Origin of the sequence: Micromonospora sp. CPCC 206061, from assembly GCF_036906915.1 — a bacterium.
GTDB lineage: Bacteria > Actinomycetota > Actinomycetes > Mycobacteriales > Micromonosporaceae > Phytohabitans.
Genome location: NZ_JBAKHX010000013.1, coordinates 71,900 through 83,831, shown reverse-complemented (window position 1 = coordinate 83,831; position 11,932 = coordinate 71,900). Strand labels below are relative to the sequence as shown.

The following is an 11,932-nucleotide window of genomic DNA, read 5'->3' as shown; positions in this document are numbered from 1 at the left end:
ATCAAGTGGTGACGATCCGTACGTCAGCGGGTCCGCGACGCGGTTCGGTAATCTCGTGACCTCGCCCGACAAGATCGGCTCATACCGGGTCGAGCGGTTACTCGGCATCGGTTCGTTCGCGACAGTCTGGCTGGGTCACGAGCCGTCGCTTGGCGCACGCGTGGCGATCAAGGTGCTGGCCGACAACTGGAGTCACGACCTCAGGGTCCGCGAGCGGTTCCTCGACGAGGCACGAATGCTGTGGAAGCTGGACCACGAGCGGATCGTGCGGGTGTACTCGCTCGGCGCCCTCGACGACGGGCGGCCGTACCTGGTGATGGCGTGGGCCGACGGTGGAAGCCTCCGCGATCGGCTCACCGCCGGACCGATGCCGATCGGGCCCAGCCTGCGGCTGCTGCGAGAGATCGCCGCGGGCGTCGCCGTCCTGCACGACCACGGGATCGTGCACCGCGACCTGACCCCCGGCAACGTACTGTTCCGGTCACGACCGGCGATCGCTGCATCGGCCGGGCTCGCCGACCTCGTCGTCATCGCCGATCTGGGCCTGGCCAAGGCCCTCGCCGCCGCCTCCGGCCTCACCGCCCGCGCCGGCACGCCGGGCTACATGGCGCCCGAACAGGACGACCCGGCCGCCGTGGTCAACGCGCGCGCCGACGTGTACGGCCTGGGCCGGCTGGGGATCAAGCTGCTCGGCACCGCCGACGAGCGCGCCAAGGGGCAGGCCAAACTGCGCGACGGCGTACCCCCAACGGTCGCGACCGTGCTACGGACCGCGACCGCGCAGCGGCCCGCGGACCGCTATCCGGACGGGGCGGCGTTCGCCGCCGCCCTTGACCGGGCCGTCGGTGGGCCGGCCGGATACGAGGCCTTCGAGGCCACCCGGACGCGCAGGGCCAGCACCGGCCGGCTGCGCCGGTTCGCGGCCGCTCTTGTGCTTGTCCTGGCGGTCGTGTCGGCGGCAGTGGCATCCGCGTCGACGGGCGGCCGGATGCGAGCCGTGCCCGGCAGCGTCACCGACCGGACCGGCCAGCTCACGGTGGCGCTCCCCGACGGCTGGCACGCCAGGCAGGCCGTGTGGGCGGGTCTGCCGGAGCCCGACCGCGAAGCGCCGGCAGCGCTGGTGGCAACGCCAGACTTTGGCGGGTGGCAGTCCGATCCGGCGGTGCCGGGGATGTTCGTTCTGCTCACCCAAGGGCTGGGCACGCGTTCCACACCGGCGGAGTTCCTCGCGGGCCGGCTACACGACGGATGCACGGCCGAGCCGACGCGAACGACTCGCCAGGCGGGCATCGAATGGACGGTGGCGCGCTACGCCTCCTGTCCCGACGGCGAGAAGACGGTGGTCGTCGAGACGGCCGGCGCAACGGAGACGGGCCTGGTGTACGTGCAGATCGCGCCGCCAGCCGGAAGCGGACCGGAGTTCGTCGACGAGCTACTGGCCGGGGTTCTGGTGCGAGATTAGGCCCTCACCACGACCGTGATCTCGTCGATCCGCTCGTCACGCGTGATGGTCACCGTGACGGTGCCCGGGTGCAGGAAGGCGATGTCGTGCACGGCGGCCGCGTAGTTCACGTCGACGAGCTCCGGCGGTTCAGCCTTGACGAGGCCGGGACCGATTCCCTGAAGCCGCAGGACGCCGCCGGTATGGAAGCACATCCACCTGTCCGGGCCCACCTCGTTGCTGCTCAGGTCGACATCGTGCCGGACAGCACCCCGACAAGTCGGCGTGGCGGACCCGCCCTGCGTCGGCTCGGCCGTCCCCGTGGTCACCGGTGGCGAACGACGTGGCGGTGCCGGCGGGCGGCCGGGCCGGGCGACCGCCGGGCCGCTGGGGCTGGTGACGGCCGTGCCGCTGGAGCTGGCAACGGGCGTGCCGCCGGGCGTGGCGGTGACCTGCCCGACGGGTGCCTGGACCGGCAGCGACGAAAGCCTCTCGGGACCACAACCGGCGACCAAGGCGACGGCGACCGCGATGGCGAGCGGGCCTCTCAGCTCAGCATGCCGCCGTTCAGCCGCTCTCTGAGCCGGCGCCTGCCCTCGTGGATACGTGACTTCACCGTCCCCTCGGGTACGTCCAGGAGGGCGGCGATCTCCCGGTAGCTCAGGCCAACGATGTCGCGCAAGGTCACCGGCTCCGCCAGGTGCGGTCCGATGTGGTCGAGCGCGTCGAGCAGATCCAGTCGGGTACCCGCGATCACGCTGGTCCGCTGAGGATCCGCCCGATCCGGCGACACCTCCCCCACCTCGGTGGCGAATCGACGCCGTAACACCTGGTAGGTCGAGCGTGCGCGGTTGGCCGCGATCCGGTGCATCCACGTGCGGAACGCGGCCCGACCCTCAAACCCGCCTATCCCCCGGGCCAACGCCAGCAGCGCGTCCTGACACGCCTCTTCCGCGTCCTGGCGGTTGGGAAGGAAACGCGCACACACCCGCAACACCTCCGGACGGGCCGTGACCAGCAGTTCGTCCAGCGCGCCCGGCGCGCCCTCCGCGGCGGCTCGGGCCAGCCGTTCGAGGTCAGAGGCGTATCCGACACCGTCCGGGTCTACGGGACGTATTCAGGTTTTCTCCATAGGTAGAGCATGCGCCCTGATGGTGCTCTCCCATGTCTGAACGTCGTGCCAGCTTGAAATCCGACAGGCCGCTCCTGCCCGGCCAGCCCGGACCCGCGCGGCCGGGCTGGTTCGTCCGCATGGACGCGCCGGAGCACACCCGCTACCGGCGGCTGTTGACCAAGCACTTCAGCATGCGCCGGATGACCGCGCTGACGCCGCGAATCGAGGCAATCGTCGAGGAGCACCTCGACGCGATGGCCCGGCAGGGCCCACCGGCCGACCTGGTGCGCTAGTTCCTGTACGGCATCGTGCGCTCCAAGCGGGTCGCGCCGACGGACGACCTGCTGAGCGCGCTGGCGGAGCACCCGGAGCTGACCGAGGAGGAGCTGACCGGGATGCGATGCTGCTGCTGATCGCGGGCCACGAGGCCACCGCCAACATGCTCGCGCTCGGCGCCTGTGCCCTGCTACGCAGTCCGGACCAGCTCGCCGCACTGCGCGCCGATCCCGCGCTGGTCGACAACGCGGTCGAGGAGTTGCTGCGCTATCTGTCGATCATCCATGTCGGACTGACCCGGACCGCGCTGGAGGACGTCGATCTCGCGGGCGAGCGGGTCGCGGCGGGCGAGACCGTTGTGGTGGCGGTAAACGAGCGAACCGCGACGCCGCCCGGTTCGACGACCCGGACCAGTTGGCGGTCAACCGATCCATGCCCGGACATCTGGCCTTCGGCCACGGCGTGCACCAGTGCCTGGGCCAGCAGCTCGCCCGGATCGAGATGCGTATCGGGTTCACCGCGCTCCTGCGCCGCTTTCCCAACCTCCGCCTGGCCGTGCCGCCCGAGGAGGTCCCGCTCCGCACCGACATGGCCGTCTACGGCGTTCACCGCCTCCCGGTCGCCTGGTGACCCTCCACCGCGGGGCCCACAAAAAATCTTGAAGGGCGCCGTCGGAATCCGTCTGTTTCGTTCGAGGCCCAGGTAGAGACCTCGAACGAAGGAGACAGCGATGACCACGAACGCCACGTCCCAGTGCACCTCGGCCGCCCGGATCACCAGGTCCCTGCTCGGCTACGGCGTCCTCGCCGGCCCGCTGTACGTGGGCGTTTCGCTGGCGCAGGCGCTCACGCGCGACGGTTTCGATCTCAGCAAGCACGCGTGGAGCCTCCTCGCCAACGGCGACCTGGGCTGGATTCAGATCGTCAACTTCATCCTCGCGGGCCTCGCGACCGTGGCGGCGGCCGTCGGGCTGCGCCGCGCGCTGGGTCGGCGACTGGCGCCGGCGCTGATCGCCGCATATGGCGCCAGCCTCGTCGGTGCCGGAATCTTCCGCGCCGATCCGGCACAGGGTTTCCCGATCGGTACGCCCGAGACGACGCCGATCAGCTGGCACGGCGCGCTGCACTTCGTCATCGGCGGTGTCGGCTTCGCGTGCCTCATCGCGGCGTGCTTTGTGCTGGCCAGGCACTTCTCGCGGGAAGGGCGGCGCGGACTCGCCCGGTTTTCTATGGTCACCGGGGTGGCCTTCCTCGCCGGGTTCGCGGGCATCGCCAGCGGCTCGCACGGGCCGACCACGTTGGCGTTCGTCGCGGCGGTCGGGATCGTCTGGGCCTGGCTCGCCACGGTCTGCGTCCACTTCTACCGCGGCCTCGCGGACGCGGCCGCCTGACAGTCACGGCACCTGAAAGGATCGGCTCATGCGCTACCTGATTCTGCTCAAGGCCACCCGACCGGCCGGCCCACCGCCTCCCGATCTCATGGAGGCCATCATGGCGCTCGGTGGCGAGGCGACCGCGTCCGGCGCCCTACTCGACACCGCCGGCCTGGCGCCGAGCGCCGCCGGTGCCCGGGTGAACGTGTACGGCGGCAAGCTGAGCGTCACCGACGGGCCGTTCGCCGAGGCGAAGGAGACCATCAGTTACGCGCTCTACGAGGTGCGCTCGAAGGACGAGGCGGTCGAGTGGGCCTCCCGCTTCATGAGCTTGCACCGCGACCTCTGGGAGGGCTGGCAAGGCGAGAGCGAGGTGCTCAAGGTCATGGGTTCGGAGGACTTCGCCGGTCCCGCGTAGTCGCCATGAGGCAGGATCGGTAGTCGTGACGGCTACCGATCCTCGCCGCGCGGTGGAGACCGTGTGGCGCATGGAGTCCGCGCGGATCGTGGCGGCGCTGGCCCGGCTGGTCCGCGACGTTGGGCTCGCCGAGGAACTCGCGCAGGACGCGTTGGTCATCGCGCTGGAGCAGTGGCCCATGACCGGCGTACCGGATCATCCGGGTTCGTGGCTGATGGCCACGGCCAAGCACCGGGCCATCGACGCGTTGCGCAGGCAGGGCCGGTACAGGGAGAAGCTCGAACTGCTCGGCCGGGCGACGCCCGACGCCGACGACCCGGACCTCGCCGCGGCCATGGACGACTACGTCGGCGACGACCTGCTGCGGCTCGTCTTCACCACCTGCCATCCGGTCCTGTCGACCGAGTCTCGGGTCGCGCTGACCCTGCGCCTGCTCGGCGGACTCACCACCGAGGAGATCGCCCGGGCATACCTGGTGTCGGAGTCGACGGTCGGGCAGCGGATCACCCGGGCCAAGCGGACCCTGGCCGACAAGCGGATACCAATCGAACTCCCGCCGCCGGCCGAGGCCGCCCAGCGGCTCGCTTCGGTGCTCGAGGTGATCTACCTGATCTTCAACGAGGGGTACGCCGCGACAGCCGGCGACGACTGGATGCGGCCCGCCCTCTGCGAGGAAGCGCTGCGCCTTGGCCGGATCCTCGCCACGTTGGCACCCGCCGAACCCGAGGTGCACGGGTTGATGGCGCTGATGGAGCTCCAGGCGTCACGCACCGCCGCGCGGACCGCGCCGGACGGTACCCCCATCCTGTTGCAGGACCAGGACCGGCGGCGCTGGGACCGGTTGCTGATCCGGCGCGGGCTGGCGGCGCTCGCCAGGGCCGAAGGCGCATACGGCCCGTACGTCCTACAGGCCTCGATCGCGGCGTGCCATGCGCGGGCGGCCCGCGTCGAGGACACCGACTGGCGGCGGATCGCGGCGCTCTACGAGGTGCTCACGCACGTCTCGCCTTCACCGGTGGTCGACCTCAACCGCGCGGTCGCGGTCGGCCACGCGCACGGCCCGGCGCGCGGCCTGGAGATCGTCGAAAGCCTGAACCTGCCTGGCTATGCGCTGTTGCCAGCGGTCCGCGGCGACCTCCTCGCGAAGCTGGGGCGCGCCGCGGAAGCCAGGCGGGAATTCGAGCGCGCCGCGGCGATGACCCAAAACGCCCGCGAGCGGGCGTTGTTCGAGGCGAGGGCCGCCGCACTGCGGTGACGACGGGGTACCGGCGGCCGCGGCTCGCGACGTTCGACCCGGGGCAAGGCCTAGCCCCCAGCCGCCCGCTACCCCAGGTTCCGCCGCTTGGTGATGTAAGGCAGCGCGAACAGGTACAGGCCGGTGAATAGGAGAAAGGTGAGTGGGAGCAGCGGCGAGCGCGATAAGAAGGCAGTCCCGCCGGCTGGAAGCCGCACGTAGTTCAGCCGGCAAGGCCCACGTCTGGGGTGGCGGTCTGCCGACCGGGGTGGCGCTTCGTGTCGGGTAGGAAGAGCACGCCGAGCAGCAGGCCGTGCAGCGCCGCGATGACCGGCATGCCCGTCCAGTACTCGACCACATCGGGCAGCCGGCCGGCAGCGATCGAAGCGGCCGCGAGGTAAATGCTCCAGGTCACCAGCGCGGCGAGTGCGGCGAAGGCCCAGTACCGGCCGCGGTGGCCCGGACCTGGCCGCAGCCACCGAACCAGCGCGTCCACCGCCACCCCGGCCACGACGACCGCGGCGAACGTGGAGCGGTGCTCGAAGGCGTCCACCGAGCAGCTCAGGAAGCCGAAGACGCCGTACACCGCGGTCGCGGTCCCTACCGGTATCCGCCATCTGCGGGCCAGTAGCAGCAGCGGCGCCAGCAGCATGGCGTTGGTGAGGGCGACGTCACCGGCCAGCATGGCGGCTCGGGTCCGCGTCGTGCCGTCGCCCTCTCGGATGGTCGAGAACGCCTGGACGATCGACTCCGCCGACCAGCCCGCTGCGTTGGCGAAGGTGAGATACAGCCCGAAGAGGCCGGCCGCGGCTCCGACGCTGAGCGCGGCGGGCAGGAACCCGGACAGCGCGGGCGCCGCCGGCATCGACGGGTTTGCCCAGGCCGACCGCAAGGGGCTGGTGAGGATGAGCAGCATCGACGCGCCGAGCCCAAGGTGGCTGGGGCTGAAGACTGCCGCGAGGCTCTGTTCGATGCCGAAGACGCTGTGCCAGATCAGATCCGCCACCGCGGAGAGAATGAACAAACCGAGTGCGAACATGGTCGGTCCGTAGCCAACCGGTATGGCGTCTACGCCACGTCGGCCCGCGAGGACATTGCGCCACACCAGCCAGCAAACCCAACCGGCGGTGGCGACGAAGCCGGAGTAGAAGACCGCGTGCCACGGCGTGAAGAACGTCTCGAGCTGCGGCCGGTTGGAATGGGCCCACGCGTCGACGAACAGCCCGACGACGAACCAGATGCCGACCAGCAGCGTGACGAGATCATCCCGGCGCGAGGTCAGTGGCCGGCTCTGCGCCGACGAAGGCGTGGGCCACCAACGCTCGCGCAACCTTGCGGCAACCGCCATCGTGGTCCTCCCCGGCCAGAGACCAAGAGAACCTTCAATATAGACGGCCTTCGAGTCCTCCGGCTATCCGCATGGCGTGGCGTTCCCGGTCCGCGAGTTCGGTGAGGATCGCCGAGGCGCGGGCCAGATGGTCCGGGTCGCCGGCTTCTCCGGCCGCCGCGATGTGGTGGGCGACCTCGGTCCACAACGGAGCGATCTCGGCGTACAACTGGTGACCGAGGCGAAGGTTTTCGTCGTCGACGATCGTGGCGCATTCGGCGAGGAAGTCGCGGTACATGGCGCGAAACAGGGCGCCGCCGGTTCCGCCGCGTTCCATCAGCGCCGCGGCCAGCGGGAGGTCGTGGGACGGGTCGCTGGAACGGTCGAGCCACCGCGCCACCTCTCGGGCCGCCTTGGCGATGCCGCGGTGGCCGAGGTTGGCGATGGGCGGGTTGACGAAGGCTTGTGCGTTGTTGCGGATCGCCACCCGGATGGCGGCGCCCAGATCGGGCCGACCGGTGGGACCGTCGATTGTGTAGGAGAGGTTGCGGGCGGTCATCGGTCCGCGTTCGTTGCGGGCCTGTTCCAGGCTCGCCAGCGTGGTCGTCACAGCGCCGCCCTGCTGCGCGGTGTCGATCAGGTAGGCGTGGGTGTCGTCGTAGCCGTACATCGCGGCGAAGTGACCTCCGAAGTGGACCTTCGTGGCGAAGTAGTCCAGGTGGTAGGAGTCCAGTTGCAGACCGACCGGGCGTCCGGCGGTGAGCGCGGCGACGACGTTGTGCCAGGCCTTACGGGGCGAGGCGGTCTCCTGGATGTGCAGGGTCAGGCCCAGCCGGTCGGCGACGGTCCGGGTGATCGTGGCCGGCTTGGTGCGGCCGCCGAGGAACGGAAAGTCCATGCTCTTGGCGTCCCAGTAGACGAAGCCCAGACCTTCGCCGAGGCCGAACAGCATGGGCTCTGACAGGTCGAGGCCCGCGTGGCGCAGCAGGGCGCCAAGCGTGGTCGTCTCGCAGTGCTGACCGGCGGGGAACGAGACATTCTCGACGATCATTTGGCTTCCTGATCTGCTGGTCGGGGCGGAACGGACCGGGATCGGACCGGCCAGGCGATCTCCGTGCGGAGGGCGGTCGTGGGTACACCGCGCGCGGGCGGGACGAGGTAGCGCTCCTCGGCCGGGCCCGCCAGCACCCGGTCCTGCTCGGCGATCCAACGCCCCAGCGACCGGTAGGGGGTCTCGATGTCTTCGTAGCGACCCTCGTGCACGGTCGCGGCGAGCAGGCAGCCCGCCAGTTCCCCGGCCGCCATCGTCGCGGTCGGCCTGGGCGGGTGCGCCACCGGCGCGAACAACTCCACCTCCAACTCCGGCGCGTCGAGGTCGTCGCTGAGGTAGCGGGTCCCCGGCGGCCCCGCCGGGGCGATCCCCTGCTCGGCGAGGCCTGCGAACAGCCGCGCGAACCCGGACGCCAGCGTCTCGGCCAGCCCGCTCAGCGGGGTACGCACCAGAACGCGGGCGGTTGGTTGGGCGCCGCGCCACCGTTCGTACACGTGCAGCCAGCCCGGCACGCGACCCGGCTCGGACAGCACGGCGCCCAACCGCTCGGCTATCTCGTCTAGCCGGGCCGCCCGCGCGGCCACGCGTTCCCGGTGCCGTTCGATAACGGCGCGTGCCCGCTCCGGCGTATCGGCCGCCAAGATCTCGGCGATCTCGGGCAACGGAACCTCCAACTCTCGCAGGCGCCGGACCAGCCCCGCCCGGGGAAACTGGTCGACGCTGTACCGGCGGTAGCCGGTATCCGGATCTACCCACGCCGGGACGAGCAGACCCAGCCGGTCATAGTTGCGCAGCACACGAACGGACAACCTGGTCGCTCGCGCGAACACCCCGATCGGCATCAACCCCGTCACCGACGCCTCCAACAGCCTCGACCCTCTCCCTAGGAGAGAGTCAACCCCGGCTGCTTCGGCGAACGGGCATCAGCCCAGGCGGCGGCGCAACGCGATGAGTAGTGCAAGGCCGCTGAGGAGCAGCACGCCGCCGAGCGTGGCGACAGCGTCCGCGGTCAGCCCGGAGCGCGACGGCCCGGTCAGCGCAAGGTTTCCACTGGCCGGACAGGTCTGCACCAGGTCGAATTCGCCGTCCGTACCGGTGACCTGCGCGGTCGCGTCGGTGAGGTTGAACGGGTTTACCAGTTCGCCGGTCGCGGTCGCGCCAGCCGGCGTCCTTATCCACGCCGTATCGCCGACGATCGCGCGGTCAGCTGCCGCACTGGTCGTGATGGTTTCCATTACAGGGCCGCCCTCGGTGGCGAACGTCAGCGTCAATGACGCGAACGTGCCCTGCGTCGGGGTGCGCAACGCGAAGGCCCACACGTCGTCACCCGCGAATGGGCCGCCGCCCAGCGCGGCATCACACATCTGGGTCGCGAAGGCGGCCGCGGTCCCGCCCGTATCCGCGGGATCGATCGTCACTGTCGCCGCAGCCGATGCCGGCGCGGTGAACCCTAGGCTCATGATGGCGGCCACGGCGGCAGCGCCACCAAACCGGCTCAAGGAACGAGTGTCCACGGCGTCAGACAAGCACGGCCGACTCGTCTGGATAGCCAGAATCACACTCTTCGCCCGGGATGGGGATTCTCGGTCTAGGCTGGCGCACCGCGTGAGCCAACGACGGCGGGCACTTCCTACCGCTGGAGTGCCCACGGGAGTTCGCCGCGGCCGTGGCCGCAGCGGCTGCCCGGTCCACCGCGCATTTTCGACACGAGCGGCACCCGGGACGACTACCCCGCACCACCAGAATCATGCCCTGGAAGGGGCCTGCGGAGGTGAATGGCGCTTCCACGGGTCGCGCGGCGCTTAGCCGCGCTGCGCCGGGCGACTTGGGCGGCCGCGCAGGTAGAGCCAGTTGATCGCCCAGACCGCGACACCGCCCAGCAGCAGCCAGAGCGCCAGCAGGTAGATCGACGCCTCACGGACGATCGGCAGTAGGAAGACCGCCGAGACGATCGCGCCCAGGACCAGCAAGACGGTGGGAGCCCGGAAATGCGGGCGGTCGACCCTGTCCCGTCGCAGGACCAGGGCCGAGACGTTCACCAACAGGAACACCGCGGTCAGCAGCAGCACGGTGGTGTCCGACAGATCGGTCAGGTCCTGCACCGTGGCCAGCAGCAGCACGGCCAGCGCGGTGGTGAAAAGGATCGCCACCCACGGCGTGCGGCGCGGCGAGACCCGGCCGAACACGCCCGGCAGAACGCCGCGTCGGGCCATGCCGTACAGCAGGCGCGAAGCCATGACCATGTTGATCAGCATGGTGTTGGAAACAGCCATAATCGACACAGCGGAGAAGACTTCCCGTACGGCCAGGTCCGGTGCGCCGGCCCGCACAACCTCCAGTAGCGGACCTGTCGATTCGGTGAGCACGTCCAGTGGGACTGTCATCGCCGCGGTGAACGCCACCAACAGGTAGACGACGCCAGCGAGCACCAGTCCGGTGACCATCGCGGGCGGGAAGTTGCGGTGCGGCTCGTGCGTCTCCTCGGCCAGGTTGACCGAGTCCTCGAACCCGAGGAAGGCGTAGAACGCGGTGGCGGCACCGGCGAGTACGCCGGTCACCACCGTGAAACCCTCCCCGTCGAACCGGAAGGCCTGCCCTGGATCGCCGTCGCCGGAGCCGAGCACGAAGATGCCGACGCCGATGATGAACAGCAGGCCGGCCAGTTCGACGCAGGTGATGACGATGTTGACCCGGATGGACTCCGCGATCCCCCGGTAGTTCACCGCCGCGACCAGCAGGAGCGCGAGCACGCCCAGCAGCACGGTCGGTGGCTCGTCCACCCCGGTCAGACCGGTGAAGTAGCCCCCGCCCACCCGGCTGGCCGCGAACGTCGCCGAGGTGACGCCGGAGGCCATCACGGCGAAAGTGACCAGGAAGCTGAGGAAGCGGATGGCGAAGGCGCGGTCGCAGTACAGCGCGGCGCCGGCCGCTTGCGGATACTTGGTTACCAGTTCCAGGTAGGCGAACGCGGTGAGGAACGCCAGCAGGAACGCGACCAGGAACGACACCCAGATCGCGCCGCCGACGTCGCCGGCCACCGCCCCGGTGAGCGTGTAGATTCCGGCGCCGAGGATGTCGCCGAGGATGAAAAACGTCAGCATCGGACGGCTGATCACCCGGTGCAGCTCAGTGGGCAGCTCCGCTTGCTTCGAAGTCTCAGACGCCACGGCTACCGAAATACCCATCACATATGATCGAAAATCACCGCAGTTGATGGGTGCGCGCTCGCCGCGGATCGATGATCGGAGCACGACCTCGATGGCGTGCGGTGCGTATCCTTCGCCCGTGGGACTGCGGTTCGACACGAGCGGGTCAGACTCGCCGTGGGTCGACACCGTGTGGACTTGTACGAGTCAGCTCCTTGTAGGCGGCGTGGTCGTCCGAGTCGCGCCAGACCGGCGCGAAGGCTTCGTAGCTGCGGCGGCCGAACATCAGTGCCGTCGTATCCTCGAGCTCCTCGCCCTTGAGCGAGAAGGCCTCGGGCAGGAATTCGATGTCCTTGACCACCCAGCCACCGCTGCGGTGCTCCTCGCCCGGTCCCCCGCCTGGGGAGTCCACAACGCCGTCGAGCGACATGAACCCGGTATAGACCAGATCACGCCTCCGCTGTTCGCCTCATAGTCAGGCGACCCAGGCACATCGACATACGAGCCGCCTCACCGATGCTAGGAAGCAGCCGCCTCGGCCGTCTTGTACGAA

Annotated in this window: 13 protein-coding genes and 1 pseudogene; 6 read left to right on the top strand and 8 right to left on the bottom strand. The window is 70.0% G+C overall.

What is annotated here, in order from left to right; translation table 11 throughout:
* The first annotated feature begins 55 nt into the window (after positions 1–55).
* Positions 56–1,462, top strand: coding sequence for a serine/threonine-protein kinase (locus tag V6V89_RS12960; RefSeq protein ID WP_334619308.1), 1,407 nt, complete (start codon positions 56–58; stop codon positions 1,460–1,462).
* On the opposite strand, the gene V6V89_RS12955 is transcribed toward V6V89_RS12960, so the two are convergent.
* Both V6V89_RS12955 and V6V89_RS12950 read right to left on the bottom strand, forming a co-directional pair.
* Positions 1,459–1,956, bottom strand: a complete 498-nt coding sequence (locus V6V89_RS12955; protein WP_334619307.1) for a hypothetical protein — start codon at positions 1,954–1,956, stop codon at positions 1,459–1,461. The two genes, V6V89_RS12960 and V6V89_RS12955, sit on opposite strands and share 4 nt — an antisense overlap.
* A gap of 32 nt (positions 1,957–1,988) precedes the next feature.
* On the bottom strand, positions 1,989–2,471 hold the full coding sequence (locus V6V89_RS12950; protein WP_334619358.1) for an RNA polymerase sigma factor: 483 nt from the start codon (positions 2,469–2,471) through the stop codon (positions 1,989–1,991).
* A gap of 134 nt (positions 2,472–2,605) precedes the next feature.
* Between V6V89_RS12950 and V6V89_RS12945 the strand changes: the two genes are divergently transcribed.
* From V6V89_RS12945 to V6V89_RS12925, 5 genes are all read left to right on the top strand, one after another.
* Positions 2,606–2,848, top strand: coding sequence for a hypothetical protein (locus tag V6V89_RS12945; RefSeq protein WP_334619306.1), 243 nt, complete (start codon positions 2,606–2,608; stop codon positions 2,846–2,848).
* Between the two features lie 163 nt (positions 2,849–3,011).
* Entirely contained in the window at positions 3,012–3,461 is a 450-nt protein-coding gene (locus V6V89_RS12940) for a cytochrome P450 (RefSeq protein ID WP_334619357.1), read from the top strand.
* A gap of 100 nt (positions 3,462–3,561) precedes the next feature.
* Positions 3,562–4,221: a DUF998 domain-containing protein gene (locus V6V89_RS12935; protein ID WP_334619305.1), complete on the top strand. Its 660-nt coding sequence runs from the start codon at positions 3,562–3,564 to the stop codon at positions 4,219–4,221.
* Between the two features lie 28 nt (positions 4,222–4,249).
* On the top strand, positions 4,250–4,621 hold the full coding sequence (locus tag V6V89_RS12930; protein ID WP_334619304.1) for a YciI family protein: 372 nt from the start codon (positions 4,250–4,252) through the stop codon (positions 4,619–4,621).
* 25 nt (positions 4,622–4,646) lie between these two features.
* Positions 4,647–5,876 carry an RNA polymerase sigma factor gene (locus V6V89_RS12925; protein WP_442935127.1) on the top strand — a complete coding sequence of 410 codons (1,230 nt, stop codon included), beginning with the start codon at positions 4,647–4,649 and terminating at the stop codon, positions 5,874–5,876.
* Positions 5,877–6,078: 202 nt separating this feature from the next.
* Here V6V89_RS12925 and V6V89_RS12920 read toward each other — a convergent pair whose 3' ends face one another.
* From V6V89_RS12920 to V6V89_RS12895, 6 genes and pseudogenes are all read right to left on the bottom strand, one after another.
* The gene (locus tag V6V89_RS12920) at positions 6,079–7,203 is read right to left on the bottom strand and encodes a hypothetical protein (protein WP_334619303.1); all 1,125 of its coding nucleotides are present in this window, start codon (positions 7,201–7,203) and stop codon (positions 6,079–6,081) included.
* Between the two features lie 34 nt (positions 7,204–7,237).
* Positions 7,238–8,233, bottom strand: a complete 996-nt coding sequence (locus tag V6V89_RS12915; RefSeq protein ID WP_334619302.1) for a BtrH N-terminal domain-containing protein — start codon at positions 8,231–8,233, stop codon at positions 7,238–7,240.
* Positions 8,230–9,087, bottom strand: a complete 858-nt coding sequence (locus V6V89_RS12910; RefSeq protein ID WP_334619301.1) for a MerR family transcriptional regulator — start codon at positions 9,085–9,087, stop codon at positions 8,230–8,232. The genes V6V89_RS12915 and V6V89_RS12910 overlap by 4 nt, the downstream gene beginning before the upstream one ends.
* 69 nt (positions 9,088–9,156) lie before the next feature.
* Complete coding sequence (locus tag V6V89_RS12905; protein ID WP_334619300.1) at positions 9,157–9,732, bottom strand: hypothetical protein; 576 nt, start codon at positions 9,730–9,732, stop codon at positions 9,157–9,159.
* A gap of 303 nt (positions 9,733–10,035) precedes the next feature.
* On the bottom strand, positions 10,036–11,400 hold the full coding sequence (locus tag V6V89_RS12900) for an APC family permease (protein ID WP_334619355.1): 1,365 nt from the start codon (positions 11,398–11,400) through the stop codon (positions 10,036–10,038).
* Positions 11,401–11,581: 181 nt separating this feature from the next.
* A pseudogene (locus tag V6V89_RS12895) lies at positions 11,582–11,809 on the bottom strand (dihydrofolate reductase family protein); the annotation flags it as partial.
* Positions 11,810–11,932: the final 123 nt, after the last annotated feature.